Source organism: Endozoicomonas sp. ALD068, assembly GCF_049310145.1.
Taxonomy (GTDB): Bacteria; Pseudomonadota; Gammaproteobacteria; order Pseudomonadales; family Endozoicomonadaceae; genus Endozoicomonas_A.
In genome coordinates this window covers 1,888,569-1,908,335 of sequence record NZ_JBLYNU010000004.1, presented here as the reverse complement: position 1 = coordinate 1,908,335, position 19,767 = coordinate 1,888,569, and the positions used below count along the sequence as shown (strand labels likewise).

The window sequence follows — 19,767 nt, the reverse complement described above, 5'->3', positions numbered from 1 at the left end:
CTCAAGGCTGTTTACGCGCCGTAAAACGTCTTGCCTTCACGGGCCATTTCCCGCAGCTTTTCAGTAGGCTGATACAGAGGACTGATGTGAGCGTACTGATCAGCCAGTTCAACGAATTTGTCGACACCCATGCTATCGATGTACTTCAGGGCGCCGCCTCGGAAAACCGGAAAGCCGATGCCGTTGAGCAGAGCCAGGTCAGCCTCAGCAGCTGTATCAACAATGCCGTCTTCCAGTGTACGAACGGTTTCCATACACAGTGGAATCATCATGCGATCAATAATTTCCTGAGTCTCAAACTCACGACTTTCACCAGCCACTTCAGAGAGAAGCTCATAAGCCGCTTCGTCGACCACCTTTTTGGGCTTACCTTTCTTGTCCTGCTCGTACTTGTAGAAGCCGACATTGTTTTTTTGTCCGTAACGCCCATTCTCGAACATCACGTCAATGGCACTCTTCCAGTCACGGGACATACGGTCGGGGAAACCTTCAGCCATCACTTTTTCCGCATGAGAGCCAGTATCGATACCCACTACGTCAAGCAGGTAAGCCGGACCCATTGGCCAGCCAAACTTCTCCATGACTTTATCGACTTGCTGGAAGTCGGCACCGTCTTTCACCAGCGCGGCGAAACCACCAAAGTACGGGAACAGCACCCGGTTAACCAGGAACCCGGGGCAGTCATTAACAACGATAGGAACCTTACCCATCTTCTTGGCATAAGCAACAACCGTTGCCACCGTTTCTTCGCTGGTCTTCTCACCACGAATCACTTCCACCAGAGGCATTGCGTGAACCGGGTTGAAGAAGTGCATGCCACAGAATTTTTCGGGTCTTTTCAGATCCTTAGCCAGCTCTGTTATTGAAATGGTCGAAGTATTGGAGGCCAGAACAGCGTCCTCACTGACGTGATTTTCTACTTCGCTCAGGACTGCCCTCTTAACATTGACGTTTTCGACAACGGCTTCGACAACGACATCAACATCACCAAACTCACTGTACGACAGAGTTGGAACAATGTGATTAAGAACCTCTCCCATTTTCAGAGGGTCCATACGACCACGGGCCACTCGCTTGGACAGCAGCTTGCTGGCCTCGCTCAACCCCAGATTCAGACCTTCCTGAGCGATGTCTTTCATCAGGATGGGAGTGCCTTTATAAGCAGATTGGTATGCAATACCACCACCCATGATGCCGGCGCCCAGAACAGCGGCTTTCTCAACTTTACCTGCCTTTTTGGTCAGCTCCTTGGTCTTCTTCTTGAGCATCTGGTCGTTCAGAAACAGACCCACCAGGACGTCAGACACAGGCGTCTTGGCCAACTTGACGAAACCTTCAGCTTCCACTTTCAGGGCTTCGTCTCTTGGCAGCTCGGCATGCTTTTTGATCGCTTTGACAGAAGCCACAGGTGCTGGCATGTGAGGGCCCGCTTGCTGCTTGACAACCGCCGTAGCTGTTTCAAAAGCCATCAGCGATTCCAGCAAAGGCAGCTTGAGAGGTGAACGCTTTTCATCCTTACGGGCATTGTAATCCAGCTCACCTGCCAGGCAGCGTTTGATGATAGCTACCGCTGAGTCCACCAGCTTTTCGGTTTCAACGACTGCGTCTACAGCACCCACTTTCAGAGCTGCATCAGGCTTCTGTTCACGACCGGCAGCAATCCACTCGATCGCGTTATCAACACCGATCAAACGTGGCAAACGGACAGTCCCACCCCATCCCGGGTAGATACCGAGTTTAACTTCAGGCAGGCCGACACCGCCTTTGTTGGACAGAACACGATAGTCAGCACACAGGCAGATCTCAAAACCACCACCCAGAGCGCTGCCATTGATGGCGGCAACGGTCGGCATATCCAGATCTTCAAAACTGCTGAAGGTCTGGTTTACGCCCATGACCATCTCCATCAGTTCACTCTCTTCCTGACGGAAGTTGGAAGTGAACTCCTTGATATCAGCACCAACAATGAAAACGCCTTCCTTGCCACTGGTAAGAACGACACCCTTAATGGTGCCGTCCGACTTGATGGCCTGGACTGCAGCATTAAGATCTTCAATGGCAAGCCGGTTGAACTTGTTCACCGACTCCCCATCCAGGTCAAATCTCAACTCAGCGATGCCGCTTTCAAGTGCCAGAACCTTGAACGCTTTCCCCTGATATATCATTTATCTCTCTCCGGACGGATTGAAAAAGGTTGTCCTGATAACTGACGTCTGAACAAATGGCGCCAGAAGTCTGACTGAAAATAGTGCCTTTAACGAAAATGGCAGATTATTCTCAGTAAGACTCCTGATGAATACATCTCAGACTGTGTTCGCCAGAAATTCATACAACCGTTTGAATTTTTGAGCCTACCTTCTTTGAATTTTTTATCAATGTCAAGGAAATGAACACCAATATATCCGCAAAAATACTGATTCATAACAAATACCCATTGCAAATTTACTTGGACAACTCCAGCTACAGCCATACAATATAGGCGTTTGGTCTATGATGCCTGCAGTTAATCGCCACTTTATGTCACAACCTCATATCGCAACTTTATGCAGCGGTATTGTAGCTGTTGTGGTTATAGTGCACAGCCATGATCCGGAAATGCAGCTCACCGGCTCAGATGATAAAAATGGCTACGAAACTGGATTGAGCTGCATTTCTCTGAAAAACACCGGGAAGAGAGAGACGGTCTATGAGTCAATATAACCATATACTCGTTGCTATTGACCTGTCTGACGAGGCAGACGATGTTCTGGATAAAGCAAAGTCTCTTGCAGAAACCTACCAGGCGAGACTAACCCTGGTGCATGTGGTTGAACCACTGAGTGTGGCTTATGGCAGTGATATCCCACTGGATCTCACAACCCTTCAGGATGAAATCACCCAGCAGGCCAGAGAGCGTATTTCGCGTTTGGCAGAGAGTATTAATCTGGACAAGGGCGAGCAGCATGTCGTTTATGGCCGCCCGGAAAGAGAAGTACATCGCATCGCTGACGAATCAGACGTTGACCTGATCGTTGTTGGAAGCCACGGCAGACACGGTCTGGCCCTGATCCTCGGTTCAACATCAACCAGCATTCTGCATGGTGCAGGCTGTGACGTTCTGGCGGTAAGAGTGGGTAAAAATAACAACCATAAATAAAAACCGAAGTGGTGAGTTTACAGTTGGCAGATATCTGTTCTTAAGGCTGCACGCTGCTGACTGTTGACTCCTGACTTAATAAAAATAGTATCTCATGGTTGAGGACTTGTTCGCATCTTCTTTAGATAATCAAGCCACTCCGTGAATTTCATCAAATAATATACACGTTTTATCAGATCTCTTTTCTGTAACTTTGCTCTCTTGTCACGTAGACGTTTTCTCAGTTCTTTTCTCTGTAACTTTGCTGCCTCGTCCATGGTTTCATTAGCTTGTTCAGCGTCATTGGAGCCAATAGTTGTGTCAGAAGGAAGCAAGCCAATAGTTGTGTCAGGAAGCAGCTCCCATAATTCAAATGATTGAAACACCAGATCCTTAAATCCGACAGTGAGGATTGTCAGTAAGGCGCGATAATCATTTTGATCAGGAAAAGCTCTGTGTAATTGTTGGCTAATATAATATTTGATTTGTACCAATAGTTTTCGAAATAATTCAGGATCCAGGTTTCCAATATTATTGTATGTTACAGTCATTCCAAATTTGATTTGTTGAAATAATTCCTTTTCATTGCGCTTATAGTTATAAAAGGTTATCGCTTTACCTGATGCTCTGAAATATTTCTTTATATTAACAATATCTGTCTCTACGTATGAATACCTTGAATGATCGAAAGGATCAAGCATCAGACTTATGACATCAATCAGTTTCAAGAACTGATTACCCCAAGCCACTAATTCAGGTTCTTCATCACCATATTCTTGTATTAGCTTCAGCATATGATCAGCTGATCTTTGCTGTCGCTTATAGACCGCTATTCTATGACTATTAATGTTATTGTTGAGCAGTTTGGCAGCCTCTATTAATAATGAATCGACTGACACATTATTGTATTGCCCAGACTCTAAGGGAGCCTCCAATTGCTGAAAAAGTTTCATGCGTTCTGTTTCAAAAGATTTCAGTCCGGAAAAGACTGAAGACGATTTTTCAACATTTTCCTTTAAAACATTTTTATCTTTTATCGGTTTACTTTTACCTAACAGCTCATCTTTATGCCAGTGAAGTCTGGATATTCCAGCTATTTCAGCAGCGTGAATCAGGAATGAAGTAAAAAAAACATGGGCCCTTTGAGAGGAAGCTCCGTTTGACTTTATGGCTGCATAGTAAGCCAACAGCAAATACGCGAGGCTCTCTTGTTGTTGCGAATTGTTAAGATCGACAGGCGACAGGGTACCTTGGAGATAAGATAGAGCCTCCATGATTGCATTCTGATTTTGATCAAGGTCAACGTGAAGACTAGCCTTGGCTTGCTCAATCATGCTTGCAATGGTCAGATTATTACCCGGGGGCATTTCCGGAATGTTATTCAACAAAGTGGTTAGAGTGTCTTCTGAGAGGCCTGAGTTTAATTTGCGGATAATTTCTGCAATTTGTTCACGGGACATTGGCGGCAGCGAAAGGTTCATCAAAGGCTGCATCTGCGCTGCTTCAGCTCCCTGCGGTTCTTCCTGAACCTCAATCTCATTGACGTCTTGTTCATTCCCGGTGTTCATGGCAAAAATAAGATTGGTATCATTTGGGTTGATTAAGGGAAACCTCCCCGTAAGAGCATTATGGTTAATCAAGTCGGGTAGAAAGTTGGACTCTTTTGTTCCCTTTCCTTCAAAAAATATTTCATCCACCTGTGTTAATAAAGGATTTTCCGCCAGCAATGCCATACAGGGGCAAGCCATGATAATACCAAGGGAACCGGCGACTAGCTGACTTGCCCTGGTACGATGGGTGAATATTGATAGCCTTGTTGTTTTTGATAATTGAGAAATGGAGTGGCTGATCATTCTACTTCCTTAAAGGTTTGAAGCACCCTCGGAAAGTAGACCAAGGATCACAATAATGCTCAATTCTTGTCACGAATATCAGATCTGACACTCACCGGCTCATTGTCGTCTCTGGGAGACTGTCAGACTTCAGCATCCGTCTAGGCGACCCCGTCTGGGCGACCCCGTCTGGGCGACCCCACAGCGAGGATTGCGAGAAATTTTCAGACCCATTTATTGCAACCGAACCGCTGCATGAATGCAGGAGCCAGAGCAACGCAGGAGCAGTTGCTGCGTGGGATTTACACCTTCTGCTGTGTCAATATCAATCCTGTTCAGAATCACTCCAGTCAGAATAACTGCTGGAATCACTACCATCAGTGTAACTTCTTTCAGATTCACTCTGGTAATCGAATTCAGAAACCTCCGTACTCCAACCAATTAAATAATCAAGCCATTTCGAGAATTCATCCAATGACTCCATACGTTTCATCAGGACTCTTTTCTCTAACTTTGCTGCCTCGTCATTCAGACGTTTTATCAGTTCTTTTTTCTGTAACTCTGCTGCCTCGTCATCCGTGGCTTCGTTAGCTTGTTCAGGTTCTATAGAGCCAAGAGTTGTATCAGGAAGCAGTTGCCATAAATCAATTGATTGCACCACCAGAGCCTTAAATCCTCTAGTGAGGGTTGCCAGTATGGCGTGATAATCATTTTCATCAGGAAAAGCTGCGTGTAATTCTTGGCATATATAATATTTGATGTGTATCAACAGTTTTAGAAATGATTCAGGTTCCAGATCCCCCAAATCAATCATTATTTCTACTATTCCTTTCCTGATTTCTTCAAATAAATTCTTTGTTATGTGCTCATGGTTATAAAAGGTTGTCTTTTTACCTGATGCTCTGAAATATTCCTCTATGTTATCAATAGCTGTAGTTAGGTCTATTAACCTTATATGATCGAAAGGGTCAAGCATCAGACTTATGACATCAATCAGCTTCAAGAACTGATTGCCCCAAGACACTAATTCAGGCCCTAAGCCACCATGTACTTGTATTAGCCACAGCATTTGCTCAGCCGATCTTCGCTGTCGTACATATTTCGGTATTCCGTGTCTGTCAATGTCATGATTGAGCAATTTAACAGCGCCGTTTAATAATCCATCGACTGATACATTATCGGGTTGTCCAGACTCTAAGGGATTCTCCAATTGTTGCAAAAGCTTAATGCGTTCTTTTTCAAAAGATTTCAGACCAGAAAACACTGAAAATGATTTTGCAACATTTTCTTTTAAAACATTTTTATCTTCTATCGGTTTACGTTTACCTAACAGTGCATCTCTATACCAGTGGAGTCTGGATATTCCAGCTATTTCAGCAGCGTGAAGCAGGAATGAAGTAAAAAAAACATGGGCCCTTTGAGAAGAAGCTCCACTTGAATTTATGGCTGCATAGTAAGCCACCAGCAAATACGCGAGGTTCTCTTGTTGTTGCGAATTGTTAAGATCGACAGGAGACAGGGTACTTTGGAGATAAGATAAAGTTTTCATGATTACATTCTGATTTTCATCGAGGTCAACGTGAAGACTGGCCTTTACTTGCTCAATCATAGTTGCAATGGTTAGATTATTACCCGGGGGCATTTCCGGAATGTTGTTCAACAGCGTGGTTAGAGTCTCTTCTGAGAACTCTAAATTCAATTTGCGGATAATTTCTGCAATTTGTTCGCGGGACATTGGCGGCAGCGAAAGGTTCATCAAAGGCTGCATCTGCGGTGCTTCAGCTCCCTGCGGTTGCTCTTGAACCTCACTCTCATTGACGTCTTGTTCATACCCGGTATTCATGGCAAAGATAAGATTGGTATCATTCGGGGTGGCTAAGGGAAACCTCCCTGTAAGAGCATTATGATTAATCAAATCGGATAGAAAGTCAGACTCTTTTGTTCCCTTTCCTGCAAAAAATCTTTCATCCACCGGCGTTAATAAAGGGTTTGCTGCCAGCAATGTTGAGCAGTGGCAAGCCATAATAATACCGAGTGAACCTGCGACTAGCTGACTCGCCCTGGTACGATGGGTAAATATTGATAGCCTTGTTGTTTTTGATAATTGAGAAATGGACTGGCTGATCATTCTACTTCCTAAAGGTTTGAAGAACCCTCGTAAAGTAGACCAACGATCGCAATAATGCCCGATTCTGGTCACGAATATCAGACCTGACACTCACCGGTTCATTGTCGTGGTCTGATTCTAACGACCTGCTCTCCATAGAGCGTACTTTACCTGATTCCAGAATTTCAGCAGTGGCCCGGGCAGCTCAAGCATTTCAACATCCAGTTCGTTGCAGCCTCGTTTATGGCCAACAGATTGACTGACCTCCCGAACAGTCTTGCCAGCCAGCAAGCGGCTGAGTTCTCCAGCGGTCAATGCCTTAACAGGAACACGACAAATGTTTACTGGAAAAAGGAAATTTTTTCTTACTTGAGAACATTTTACTTACCGAATTACACCTTGTGGCTTGTCAACATCATCCTTGTCAGAACCACTGCTGTCAGGATAATTTCTGGAATCCTCACTATCAGAATCACTACTCCAACAATGATAAGGAACAGAGAGACTTCTACCATAGAAATAATCGAGCCATTGCACGAATTCATCCAAGTGATTTAACCGTTTTTTCAGGCGTTTCCTTTTCCTCTTAGTCTCTTCTTTGCTAAGCTCTTTGTCTTCTTGTCCGCTTACTGCCTGGTCTTGCATGGTATCGTCAGCTGGCTCAGCGACATCAGACCTGATAGACCTGTCAAGCGCTTCCACTAAATCATATGATTGCAACTGCAGGGCCTTAAATCCTTTAGTGATGGTTTCCTGTATGACTTGAAATTCATTTTCATCTGGAAAAGCCACTTGTAATTGTTGGCATATATAAAACTTCATCTGTACCAACACTTTTAGAAATGATTTAGAGCCTGGATTTTCCTGGCCAAAAAATTCAACTGCCATTGCTTGTTTGATTTCTTTAAGTAATTTCCTTTTTTTACTCTTATAATTATAAAAGGTTGTCTTTTTACCTGTTTTTTTGAAATATTCCTCCATGTTAAAAATATTTGTAATCACGCCTCTCTCTTCTGGATCGAAAGGGTCAAGCATTGGGCTAATGACATCAATCAGATTCAGGTACTGATTTCCCCAAACCACTAATTCAGGTTCTTCGCCACCATATTCTTGTATTAGCTCCAGCATGTGCTCAGCTGATGTTTGCTGTCGCTTATACATCGGTATTCTGTAACTATCAATATTATGGTTGAGTAATTTAGCAGTGTCTCTCAGTAATGCCTCGACTGGTACATTGGGTTGCTCAGATTCTAAGGGATCCTTCAATTGTTCCAATAGCTTAATGCGCTCTGCTTCTAAAGATCTGATACCAGAAAAGACTGAAGATGATTTTGCAACATTTTCTTTTAAAACATTTTTATCTTTTATCGGTTTACCATTACCTAACAGTAGATCTTTATGCCAGTGGAGTCTTGATATTCCAGCCATTTCAGCAGCGTGAAGCAGGAATGAAGTAAAAAAAGTACGAGCCCTTTGAGGGGAAACACTACTTGAATTTATGGCTGCATAGTAAGCCATCAGCAAATAGGCGAGGTTCTCCATGTCATGCGGATTAAAAGGATTGACAGGAGACCCGGCACCCTGGGTATAAGACAGGGCTATTATGATTGCATTCTGATTTTGGTTAACGTCAACGTTAAGACTAGCCTTCACTTGCTCAATCATGCTGGCAATGGTCGGGTTATCACCAGGGGGCATTTCCGGAATATTGTTCAACAGTGTAGTTACTGTGTCTTCTGAAAGTCCTACATTCAATTTTCGGATAATTTCAGCAATTTGTTCACGGGACATTGGCGGGAGCGAAAAGTTCATCAAAGGCTGCATATACAGTGCTACAGCTCCCTGCGGTTGTTCCTGAACCTCACTTTCATTGACGTCTGGCTCATTCCCGATGTTGATGGCAAAGATAAGATTGGTATCATTTGGGGTGACTAAAGGAAACCTCCCTGTAAGTGAATTATGGTTAATCAAATCAGATAGAAAGTCAGACTCTTTTGTTCCCTTTTCTAAAAAAAATCTTTCATCAAACGGCGTTAATATAGGGTTTGTTGCCAGCAATATTGAGCAGTGGCAAGCCATAATAATACCAAAGGAGCCTGCGACTAGCTGATTAGCCCTGGTACGATGGGTGATTGATAGCCTTGTTGTTTTTGAGAATTCAAAAATGGAGTAGCTGATCATTCTAGTTACTTAAAGGTTTAAGGACCCCATATAAAGTAGACCAGGGATGGTAATAATGCTCAATTCTGATCACGAATATCAGATCTGACACTCATCGGTTCATTGTCGTCTCTGGGAGACTGTCGGGCTTAAGCGTCCGTCTAGGCGACCCCATCTAGGCGACCCCATCTAGGCGACCCCATCTAGGCGACCCCATCTAGGCGACCCCATCTAGGCGACCCCGTAGCAAGTTCAGAATCGCTCCCGTCAGAGCAACTACTGGAATCACTACTATCAGTATCACTTCTTTCAGATTCACTAGTGTATGAGTAATCAGGAACACATGTCCTACTACCAAAGAAGCAATCGAGCCATTGTACGCATTCATTCAGGTGCTTTAGCCGCTTTTTCAGGTATTTTTTCCTCCTCTCTTTTCTACTAATCTCTTTGTCTTCTTGTCTTTTTACTGCCTCATCATATCTGGCTTCGCCAGCTTGCTCAGAGATATCAGTGCCATTAGTTGTATCAGAAAGCATTACCCATAATTGATATGATTGTTGATGCAGGGCCTTTAACCCTTTAGTGAGGGTTTCCACTATAACTTGATGATGCTTTTCGTTAGTAAAAGCAACATGCAGTTGTCCCGCTATATAGGACTTTAAGTATTCAATCACTATTTTAAATGATTTATGATTTTGATTTTCTTCGTCGAGCATTGCGTCTACTATTACTTTTCTTATTTCTGTCAGCAACTCCCTGCTTTTTCCACTCCCATGGGAAATAAAGGTTGCCCTCATATCTGATTTTCTAAAATAGACGTCTATGTTATCAATCTTTGCTATCAGGTCTATTTTTTCCGAAGCGAAAGGGTCAAGCATCAGTCCAATGAGATCAATTAAATTCAAGAACTGATAGTTCCAGGCTACTAATTCAGGTTCATCTTCACCATATTTTTCGATAAGCTCCAACATTCGCTCAGCTGACGTTCGCTGTCGCTTATACATCGATATTTCGTTCCTATCAAGGTCATTATTGAGCAGTTTGCCTGCGTCACACAGTAAGGCATCAATTGACTCAACTGAGGGGTCCTCAAATGGATCTTCAAATAGATCCTCAGATGGTTGCAAAAAGGTAATGCGCTCTTTTTCTAAAGATTCCAGAACGTAAAATACTGGATATAATTTTGCAACATTACCTTTTAAAGCATCTTTATCTTTTATCGGTTTATTTTCAGCTAATAGTTTGGTTTTTTGCCTGTGAAGTATAGATATTCCAGCCATGTTAGCAGCGTGAAGCATGAATGAATTAAAAAAAACATGGGCTCTGTACATAGAAGCACCACTTGAATTTATGGCTGCATAGTAAGCCAGCATCAAATAAGCGAGACTCATTTGTTGTTGCGAATTGTTCGGATTGACAGGAGACTTGGTACCCTGAATATGAGATAGAGCTACTATGATCGCATTCTGATTTTGGTTAACGTCAACGTGAAGACTAGCCTTAACTTGCTCAATCATGCTCGCAATGCTCAGGTTATCAACAGGGGGCATTTCGGGAATGTTGTTCAACAGGGTGTTTAGAGTGTCTTCTGAGAGGCCTGAGTTCAATTTACGGATAATTTCTGCAATTTGTTCGCGGGACATTAGCGGCAGCGGAAGGTTCATCAAAGGCTGCATCTGCGCTGCTTCAGCTCCCTGCAGTTGTTCCTGAACCTCACTCTCATTGACGTCTGGCTCATTCCCGTTGTGCATGGCAAAGATAAGATTGGTATCATTTGGAGTGACTAAGGGAAGCCTGCCTGTAAGAATATTATGGTCAATCAAATCGGATAGGAAGTCAGACTCTTTTGTTCCCTTTCCTTCAAAAGATCTTTCATCCACCGGCGTTAATAAAGGGTTTGCTGCCAGCAATATTGAACAGTGGCAAGCCATAATAATACCAAGGGAACCTGCGACTAGTTGATTAGTCTTAGCACGATTGGACAATATGGATGACTTTGTCGTTTTTGGTAATTGAAATATAGAGTGGCTGATCATGCTAACTACTCAAGTGTTCGAATGTCTCTAGCAGCCTGTCGGACTTAAGACTGTCCTACTGCGGTTGCAATAAATTGGTCTAAAAATCTCTGTTTCTTCGTCAAATAGCTCGCTATTCTCCTCAGAAACAGAGATTTTTATCCTCAATTTCTTGCAATCCTCGCTACGGACGCTTAAGTCCGACAGGCTGCTAGAAAAGTAGACCAGGGATCACAACTACGCTCAGATTTATGTTTCAGGAGCTTGTTTTAAGCCAGTCCTTCACGGTAACAGCTCCTGCATTGCGCAGACCGCTGACAGCCTGTTATCTTTTTTTCGTACTTGCGAACATTTGACTTACTGAGTTACAGCTTCGGTGTGTCAATATCGCTCCCGTCTGAATCAGTCCAGTCAGGGTTACTGTCAAAATCACTACTGTCAAGATCACTACTGTCAGTATCATTTTTTTCAGATTCACTACTGTCAGCAGGATCAGGAACCATTTGACTAGTACCAAAGTAATATTCAAGCCATTCGACGAGTTCTTTTAAGTACTTTATTCGTTTTTTCTGGTTTCTTTTTCTCTTCTCTTCTTCACTAAGCTCTGTTCCTTCATGTTCCTTAGCTGCCTCATCATGCATGACTTCATCAACCTGCACAGTATCATTGGAACCAATAGCTTTATCAGGAAGCAGTGCCAATAAATCATATGATTGTTCCAATAGAGCCCTGAATCCAATAGCAAGGGTTTCCTCTATGGTGTCGCAATCATTTTCATCAGTAAAAGTTAAGTGCAATTGTTGCGCTACATATATTTTTATGTATAAAAACAATTTCTTAAATGCTTTAACATCTTGATTGTTTTGATCATGCATCACTTCCATTGATACTTTTTTGAATTCTTCAAACAAATCCCTTCTTTTGTCTCTACCGGAATAAAAGGTCGTATCCTTACCTGATTTTCTAAAATAATCCTCTATATCTTCAATATTTACATTCGGATATTCACATTGTGGCGCGAAAGGGTTAAGAACCAGACATACGACATCAACCAAATTCAGGAAATGATAGTTCCAGGCTATTAATTCAGGTCTATCTTCACCATATTCTTCTATTAGTTCCAGCATTCGTTCGGATGATTTTAGCTGTCGCTTATGACTCGACATTCCGTTCCTGTCGATGCCATCGTTCAGCAGTTTGGCTGAGTCTCTTAGTAATGCATCGACTGATATACTGGATTGCTCAGACTCTGAGGGATCCAGCACTTGTTGAAAAAACTTGATGCGTTCTGTTTCCAAGACTTTCAGACCAGAGAATACCAAAGATGATATTGCAACATTTTCTTTTAAAGAAGCTTTATCTTTTATCGGTTTATTTCTACCTAACAGTTGAGCTATGTGCAGATGGTGGAGGAATCCAGACATTCCAGCCATATCAGCGGCATGAAGCAGAAATGAAGTAAAAAAAGCATGGGCACTTTGAGGGGAAGCACTGCTTGAATTTATGGCTGCATAGTAAGCCAGCAAAAAACAGGCAAGGCGCTGTTGATGTTCTGAATTGCTCGGATTAACAGGGGACTGGGTCCCCTGAATATAAGATAGAGTTTCCAGGATTGCATTATGATTTTGGTCAATGTTAATTTGAAGACTCATCTTCACTTGCTCAATCAAGCCTGCAATGGTCAGGTTATCACCGGGAGGCATTTCCGGAATATTGTTCAACAGAGTGGTTATGGTGTCTTCTGAGAGGCCTGAATTCAATTTCCGGATAATTTCAGCGATCTGTGCACGGGACATTGGCCGGAGTGGAAAGTTCATTAATGGCTGCATCTGCGGTGCTCCAGCTCCCTGCGGTTTTTTCCGGCCCTTTCTCTTATTTATGCCATGCTCATTCCCGGAGTTCATGGCAAAGATAAAATCAGTATCATTAGGGGTGATGAAAGGAAACCTACCCGTAAGGGCATTATGGTTAATTAAAGCGGATAAGTAGTCAGACGCCTTGGCCCCCTTTTCTTCAACAAATCTTTCATCGAACGGCGTAAACAAAGGGTTTGCTGCCAGCAGTTTTGAGTAAGGGCAAGCCATGATAACGAGACCAAGGGAGGCTGCGAATAGCTGATTAGTCTTACTTCGATGGGGATATTTCGAGGACCTTGTTGTTTTCGTTAACTGAGACAGCGAGTTACTGATCATTCTGCTTCCCTTAGTCTTTAAACGCCCCTCATAAAGTAGTCCAAGGATCACAGCAATGCTCAATTTTAAGCTTTAGTCACCAATATCTGAACTGACACTCACCGGTATATTGTCGTCTGTAACCTCAGCTCTTACCCATCGTGCTTTCTTAAATAACGGTTTGGTGAATTGTTCAAGTTAATTGATAGCTCGAGGCTTATGGAGTACCTGCTATCATTGCTGAACGTATATTGAATCATAAGTATCTGCCCTGACCGGAGACCTTGAGCTGTCTGGTTGACGGGCTGTAACTTCTTAAGTTTTCTTGACAGAATCACAGAAAAATCAATAAATTGATAGACAAGTACTTCAGAAAATAACAACGAACTATCCAATGATACCTTCTTATTTTGCTACTGCACTCAGGAATATGATTCATCCATTAGACGATTTGAGCGATAAAGACCGCTATCTGTTTGGCTCGAAAGAACAGTCACGATTTGTTTTTGGCAGATGTCCTTCTACCGAAAAGAGACACTTGTACCCGGATCCATCACAAACTCCTGATACCCTGTTACATGCCAGAAAAATAACCAGATTATCTCACGATAATTTTAAACAGAATGATCGCAGTTTTGAAAAAATAGTGAACGACTGTAAAGCTGCATTTAATCTGGGAAGAGTAGCAACGGTTGTTCAAGGGCGGAGGCATACTTATTATGCATACTTTCTTGCGAGACTGGACGGCTGGCTCAGCCATTTTGAATCAGTACCCATGTTTCAGTGGAATGAAAACAGCACTCTGAGTAAATGTGAAGACTTGGTCAGCGCTATAGACCAACTGCCTAATTATTTTAATTATTATAAGAAGGTTGGGGCTTTTACACGTAAGGCTTGCGCCCTTCTTCTTTCAGAAATGAGTATTGAAGAAATTCGACAATCTCTTATTGAACACGAAAAAGGTGAAAAGCGCTTCTCTTTGCGGTTATATCACCTTTTAAAGGGGATTTGCCGTGCTTCTGAGGAGGCTGAAGAAGTGCAGACCATGCTGGATCACACAGAACAGTGCAAAGGCTTTCCTGTGGAAGAGCTGTACCGGCTTTTTATTGATGAGGATCACTCGAAAGAGTACGGTTTAGGGCTGTTTTGTTATGAGGATGAGCCCGGGTACGCAGCCGCTATGCTAAGAGCCTTTAAAGAAGTTGGTAATATATTGGCTAATAAACCCCTAGATTACAGTAAAATTGAAGCCATTCATACTTTGACAACATCCGGGGTTTTGTCAAGCAATGAAGATGTGGCCATTAAAGACATCTCCTGGAACGAAGGCAGCGTTTTCTATAAAAGAGGCATAAACTTGACAGAGGATGGTTTAGAAGAAATAACGAGACTGGCTAGTGTGAACAATTTTCCAAAAATAGAAAGGCTGAATTCTGATACATATCTTGTTGATTTTGATTATAAAGATCACAAAGGTATGGAGTTATCAAAAAATTATTGCCAAACCTTTGAGAAAAAGTTGCAAGAAATAACTGAAACTGACAGCCAACGGCGACAGGATGCAATTATTCATGCCATTGTTGAACTATGTCGGAATCTTCAGCATACCCACCCTTTCAGAGATGGGAATGCCAGAACCATCGGCTGTATTCTGCTGAACGGACTCCTTCTGCGAGAAGGTTTTTCACCCACCATAATTGATGATATTAATAAATTCGATGCTTACAGTGTGAATGAGCTGGTTCAAATCCTTAAGAAAGGGCAGCAATATTTTCAAACGCTTCGCAAGTAATCATAGTCAGCCATTGATCTAAAGTAACTTTTGTTAACCTGATGCGTTTGATCATTGCAGAAAAAACCAGCCTGGGCAGAACCATAGCCGATGTTCTGCACCGGCCACATAAATAAGAACAGAAGCTGTGAGTGAAATGCTGGCAGATATAGGACTGCACATTAACGACTGCTAACTCCCCACTTAATACCGAAGGTTTTCAACTCATATTTTCGAGTTCTTCCCAACGCTGCATCTTCTCTTCAATATCCTGATTGACGGCTTCCAAACGTGCGAGAGTGGTTTGAACAATTTCCTGATCACTCTGATAAAAGACAGGATCGGCGACAGTTTCTTCCAGCTGAATCAACTCTTCTTCTAACGTTTCAAGCTCTCCCGGCAAAGCATCCAGTTCACGCTGAAGCTTGTAACTGAGTTTTTTCTTTTTCGGTTCCGACCGGGATTGAATGCCGGGTTCAGGTTCAGCCTTCTTTTCTGGCTTGCTGGTTTGCGCTTGCGCAACCAGTTGACTGACCTCGCCTCCCTGTCTGAGCCAATCTTCAAAACCACCCACATACTCTTTAATCCTGCCGTCAGGCTGGAATACGAGGGTACTGGAAACCACATTATCGAGAAATTCACGATCATGGCTGACCAGCAGCACCGTACCCTCAAAGTCCACCAGTAATGACTCAAGGAGCTCAAGCGTTTCGACGTCCAGATCGTTGGTTGGCTCATCCATGACCAGCAGGTTAGCGGGCTTACTGAACAACCTTGCCAGCAGCAAACGATTTCGCTCTCCGCCAGACAAAGCCTTTACAGGAACACGACAACGGTTAGCGGGGAACAGGAAATCTCCGAGATAGCTGATCACGTGCCGGCTGGCTCCGTTAATCATGATGCTCTCACGGCCTTCAGCCACGTTATCTATGACCGTTTTTTCAAGATCCAGTTGATTTCTCAACTGGTCAAAGTAGGCTACTTCCAGCTTGGTGCCTTCCTTGATAGAACCGGATTCAGGTTGAAGTTGCCCCAGCAAAATACTTAATAATGTTGATTTGCCAGCACCGTTGGCGCCAATCAATCCGATCTTGTCGCCCCGGATCACCCTGAGATCAAAATCTTTAATAATGTGCCGACCTTCCCAGGACTTTGAAATACCCCTGGCTTCCATCACCAGCTTACCGGAACTACCGCCCTGCTCCAGAGAGAAGCTTGCCTTACCTTGAACTACCCGGCGCTCCATTCTTTCATTTCGAAGCACTTTCAACGCTCTGACACGGCCTTCATTACGGGTTCTTCGTGCTTTGATACCCTGGCGAATCCAGGCTTCTTCCTGAGCCAGCTTTTTATCGAAAAGCGCATTCTGTTCCGCTTCCACTTCCAGTGCATGGGCTTTTCTGTCCAGGTAAGTTTTATAATCACAGTCCCAACTGGTCAGGATACCCCGATCGAGCTCGACAATCCGGGTAGCGAGAGACTGCAGAAATGAACGATCGTGGGTGATAAACAGAAGAGCGCCCTGAAAATCAAGCAGCTGCTTCTCAAGCCAGTCAATGGCAACAACATCAAGATGGTTAGTGGGTTCGTCCAGCAATAACAGATCAGGTTCACACACCAGTGCCCTTGCCAACTCTACCCTTCTGCGCCAGCCACCGGAGAGTTCCTTCATTTTCTTCTCTTCCGGCAGACCCAGTTTCTGAATCACTGTGTCTACCTTCTGCTGAAGACTCCAGCCATCAGCAGTTTCCAGCTTTTGCTGAACTTTTTCCAGAGCTTTTATATCTTCATCCGACTGAATATTCTGGGACAATTCGTGAAACTGACTGATCCAATCGCCCACTTGTTCAAGGCCGGAAGCCACGACATCGTAAACTTTTTTCTCATCCTGCTCAGGAAGATCCTGGTTCAGAACGCCAATACGCATACCCGGCTTTCGCCAGATGCTGCCATCATCTGCATCGATTTTGCCGGATACCAATTTCATCATGGTGGACTTGCCAGCACCATTACGTCCCAGCAAACAGACCCGTTCACCTTTACGTATCTGAAACTCAGCGCCATCCATCAGGGGATGATCGCCATAGGCAAGGTTTATATTGTCAAATCTTAGTAATGGCATTCTCGAGTTAACCTGTCCTTTTCAACGTCCTGCAACTGCGATAACACAGGATTAAAAGTGCCACCAAGCATACCTGCTTAAGTGTTTCGAGCCAAAAAATCCAGGCAAAAATCCACAGTTCACGATAAGGCTATATTTGTTTTGCGGTCGGCTGTTCTTTGCCATTGTTTCGAACAAAGCGGTTTAACCAAAGCGGCCTGGAGAAAGATTAGCCAAAGTGGCGAAGAATGGAATGTTTTCAGGGCACGACCATCTCAACCAATGTTGCCAATCCCGGACCGGGAAGCTCCATTTCCAGTACAGCTGCATTGCCAGTCATAAAGCCGGGTCCCTGATGAATTGATCCTTCGCAGAGCAGTCCGGTTAAAGCGCCGACAAGAGGCATATGACTGGCAAGAACGATATTTCCCTGAGCAGGCAGTTCTGAGATAACAGCCATCGGATCGTCGTCTGGAGTAATGCAATCCATTGTTTCCAGGGAGCAGCCCAGCGTTTCTGCCAGAATCCTGCCGGACTGCTGAGCCCTGAGATAAGGACTGGCCAGTATCCTGTTAATGCCAAGATGGGTCAGCTTCGAAGCTGTGCTGAGCACTTCTTGCTGACCCATGCCCGTTAAAGGTCTTCCCTGATCATTTGGCGCTGACCAACTGGCTTGCCCATGACGCATTATGATCAGTTTCATGATTAGATACCTGTTTGTTTAAATGAGCTGATATACGACTGAATATATACAATTTTGGATACAAAAACAGCTACATCCTGACACCCTGTGAAAGTCCGGATTTCTGGCTCCTTCGACAACATCTCAACACGAATTCAGGCATCTTTCTCATCACTGACAGGCTCTTTCTCTCCGGGCCAGTCACTGAATGGGTAAGGCTTGGTGTCGGCGTTATAAGTAACAAACTGGATAATCTGATAAAAATATTGATTCAGCCCGGCTGAGAAATCCAGCAACCGTGAATTCGGTTCAGATTTAATAAACCCGTGAATCACCTGAATAATGGCAATCAATAGAATCAGCAACCCGACAATATGGGCCAGCATGTAAAACAACACCATGAACAACAGCCTGAGCCATCGGGACTCTGATTTCAGATTATCTAACACTTTCTCATCCATAAAAAAACCCTCGCCGTTTTTGTTAATGGATATGCGTCATTAATTGACAATATTAAGGAAGGAAAGCCCTCCAGCCCTTCATCTGACCATAAATTCGACATCAGTTTTCTGTTCTCGAAGCATCATACCGCGCACCAGCTGATTGACATCAAACTCTTTGAAGATGACCATATGCAATGCTTCAACAATCGGCATATAGACTTCCAGCTCAACCGCTTTTTGCCTGACCTGCTGTAAGGTATTAACCCCCTCTGCGACCTGACCCAGTTCAGCTTCAGCTTCTTCCAGGGTTTTCCCCTGACCCAGAGCATAACCAACCCTGAAATTACGGCTGAGACTGGAAGTACAGGTGGCGACCAGATCCCCTACCCCGGACAGTCCGAGAAAAGTCATAGGGTCCGCACCAAGCTTGACAGCAAAACGACTCATTTCTGCCAAACTGCGGGTTATAAGCATACTCTTGGTATTTTCACCCATACCCATGGCCGCCCCGATACCCGAGACAATGGCATAAATATTTTTCAGGGCACCGGCCAGTTCAACGCCATAGACATCCCGATTGGAATAGACTCTGAAGTAATCCGAATGCAGCACCTTTTGTACTATCTCACACAACTCGTTATCTTCGCTGGCAATCACGGTCGCCGTCACTGCTTTGGCGATAATTTCCCTGGCCAGGTTGGGGCCACTGAGAACACCCACTCTGGCTGAGTCAAGTTCCTCATTCAGAATTTCACTCATCAGATCAAAGGTGACCGGTTCGATCCCCTTGGTGGTACTTATTACCATTTTGCCTTCCAGTGCATCGCCCGCCATCTGAACCACTGAACGGAAGGATTTGCTGGGAATGGCAATCAGGACAAGATCTGCAGATGAGACTGCGGCCTTGATATCAGTACAAGCCTGAACCGAAGGATGAATGGTAAAATCCGGTAGATAGCGATGATTAATATGATCCCGGTTAATCCCCTTTACCTGCTCATCACTGCGCATCCAGAGTTTAACCTGATGGCCGTTGTGAGCTGATATATCAGACAGTGCCGTACCAAAGCTGCCTCCACCCAGGATGGCTATGGTATACTGCTTGCTATCGTTATTCGGCGTCATCATTATAATTTCGGCTTTATTTCTCTTGATCTGGTGCAAATCAGCCTATTGGGCAGGCCATGAGTCAAGAATCATCTTTTCAGCCTCAAGCCGGGGAAAAATGATTCGAACAAATAATACAATACCTGAAACGTTTATAGCATGGGCTAAGTACATAAGTTAGTGCATAAGTCGGTATTGCGTTTTTCAAGGCACAAAAAACCCTGACCATTAAGGTCAGATCTTGATTAAATGTCACGAGAGCT

General features: G+C 43.9%; 12 protein-coding genes. 2 read left to right on the top strand and 10 right to left on the bottom strand.

Going from position 1 to position 19,767, the window contains the following annotated elements; genetic code table 11:
• Positions 1-11: 11 nt before the first annotated feature.
• Entirely contained in the window at positions 12-2,165 is a 2,154-nt protein-coding gene (fadB, locus tag ACO6V5_RS06785; RefSeq protein WP_422410550.1) for a fatty acid oxidation complex subunit alpha FadB, read from the bottom strand.
• Between the two features lie 521 nt (positions 2,166-2,686).
• Between fadB and ACO6V5_RS06780 the strand changes: the two genes are divergently transcribed.
• Positions 2,687-3,136 (top strand): universal stress protein, encoded by a 450-nt coding sequence (locus tag ACO6V5_RS06780; RefSeq protein WP_317146481.1) that lies wholly within the window; start codon positions 2,687-2,689, stop codon positions 3,134-3,136.
• A gap of 92 nt (positions 3,137-3,228) precedes the next feature.
• Here the strand turns inward: ACO6V5_RS06780 and ACO6V5_RS06775 are convergent, their stop codons facing one another.
• From ACO6V5_RS06775 to ACO6V5_RS06755, 5 genes are all read right to left on the bottom strand, one after another.
• Positions 3,229-4,968, bottom strand: a complete 1,740-nt coding sequence (locus ACO6V5_RS06775) for a hypothetical protein (RefSeq protein ID WP_422410553.1) — start codon at positions 4,966-4,968, stop codon at positions 3,229-3,231.
• A gap of 304 nt (positions 4,969-5,272) precedes the next feature.
• Positions 5,273-7,075 carry a hypothetical protein gene (locus ACO6V5_RS06770; protein ID WP_422410555.1) on the bottom strand — a complete coding sequence of 601 codons (1,803 nt, stop codon included), beginning with the start codon at positions 7,073-7,075 and terminating at the stop codon, positions 5,273-5,275.
• Between the two features lie 363 nt (positions 7,076-7,438).
• Entirely contained in the window at positions 7,439-9,235 is a 1,797-nt protein-coding gene (locus ACO6V5_RS06765) for a hypothetical protein (RefSeq protein ID WP_422410557.1), read from the bottom strand.
• A gap of 182 nt (positions 9,236-9,417) precedes the next feature.
• Positions 9,418-11,250 carry a hypothetical protein gene (locus ACO6V5_RS06760; protein ID WP_422410559.1) on the bottom strand — a complete coding sequence of 611 codons (1,833 nt, stop codon included), beginning with the start codon at positions 11,248-11,250 and terminating at the stop codon, positions 9,418-9,420.
• Between the two features lie 344 nt (positions 11,251-11,594).
• Positions 11,595-13,313 carry a hypothetical protein gene (locus tag ACO6V5_RS06755; protein ID WP_422133787.1) on the bottom strand — a complete coding sequence of 573 codons (1,719 nt, stop codon included), beginning with the start codon at positions 13,311-13,313 and terminating at the stop codon, positions 11,595-11,597.
• 862 nt (positions 13,314-14,175) lie between these two features.
• Between ACO6V5_RS06755 and ACO6V5_RS06750 the strand changes: the two genes are divergently transcribed.
• Complete coding sequence (locus ACO6V5_RS06750; RefSeq protein ID WP_422410561.1) at positions 14,176-15,192, top strand: hypothetical protein; 1,017 nt, start codon at positions 14,176-14,178, stop codon at positions 15,190-15,192.
• Between the two features lie 199 nt (positions 15,193-15,391).
• On the opposite strand, the gene ACO6V5_RS06745 is transcribed toward ACO6V5_RS06750, so the two are convergent.
• The 4 genes from ACO6V5_RS06745 to ACO6V5_RS06730 form a co-directional block, all read right to left on the bottom strand.
• Positions 15,392-17,293, bottom strand: coding sequence for an ATP-binding cassette ATPase Uup (locus ACO6V5_RS06745; protein ID WP_422133789.1), 1,902 nt, complete (start codon positions 17,291-17,293; stop codon positions 15,392-15,394).
• 238 nt (positions 17,294-17,531) lie between these two features.
• Entirely contained in the window at positions 17,532-17,975 is a 444-nt protein-coding gene (sixA, locus tag ACO6V5_RS06740) for a phosphohistidine phosphatase SixA (protein ID WP_422410564.1), read from the bottom strand.
• A gap of 134 nt (positions 17,976-18,109) precedes the next feature.
• Positions 18,110-18,415 (bottom strand): DUF4389 domain-containing protein, encoded by a 306-nt coding sequence (locus tag ACO6V5_RS06735; RefSeq protein WP_422133791.1) that lies wholly within the window; start codon positions 18,413-18,415, stop codon positions 18,110-18,112.
• A gap of 78 nt (positions 18,416-18,493) precedes the next feature.
• Complete coding sequence (locus tag ACO6V5_RS06730; protein WP_422133792.1) at positions 18,494-19,525, bottom strand: NAD(P)H-dependent glycerol-3-phosphate dehydrogenase; 1,032 nt, start codon at positions 19,523-19,525, stop codon at positions 18,494-18,496.
• Positions 19,526-19,767: the final 242 nt, after the last annotated feature.

Coding starts and splice junctions, on each gene's coding strand:
- ACO6V5_RS06765 (WP_422410557.1), bottom strand. CDS start 9,235: ATGATCAGCTACTCCATTTTTGAATTCTCAAAAACAACAAGGCTATCA.
- ACO6V5_RS06730 (WP_422133792.1), bottom strand. CDS start 19,525: ATGATGACGCCGAATAACGATAGCAAGCAGTATACCATAGCCATCCTG.
- ACO6V5_RS06735 (WP_422133791.1), bottom strand. CDS start 18,415: ATGGATGAGAAAGTGTTAGATAATCTGAAATCAGAGTCCCGATGGCTC.
- ACO6V5_RS06780 (WP_317146481.1), top strand. CDS start 2,687: ATGAGTCAATATAACCATATACTCGTTGCTATTGACCTGTCTGACGAG.
- ACO6V5_RS06775 (WP_422410553.1), bottom strand. CDS start 4,968: ATGATCAGCCACTCCATTTCTCAATTATCAAAAACAACAAGGCTATCA.
- ACO6V5_RS06760 (WP_422410559.1), bottom strand. CDS start 11,250: ATGATCAGCCACTCTATATTTCAATTACCAAAAACGACAAAGTCATCC.
- ACO6V5_RS06745 (WP_422133789.1), bottom strand. CDS start 17,293: ATGCCATTACTAAGATTTGACAATATAAACCTTGCCTATGGCGATCAT.
- ACO6V5_RS06755 (WP_422133787.1), bottom strand. CDS start 13,313: ATGGCTTGCCCTTACTCAAAACTGCTGGCAGCAAACCCTTTGTTTACG.
- ACO6V5_RS06750 (WP_422410561.1), top strand. CDS start 14,176: ATGTTTCAGTGGAATGAAAACAGCACTCTGAGTAAATGTGAAGACTTG.
- sixA (WP_422410564.1), bottom strand. CDS start 17,975: ATGAAACTGATCATAATGCGTCATGGGCAAGCCAGTTGGTCAGCGCCA.
- ACO6V5_RS06770 (WP_422410555.1), bottom strand. CDS start 7,075: ATGATCAGCCAGTCCATTTCTCAATTATCAAAAACAACAAGGCTATCA.
- fadB (WP_422410550.1), bottom strand. CDS start 2,165: ATGATATATCAGGGGAAAGCGTTCAAGGTTCTGGCACTTGAAAGCGGC.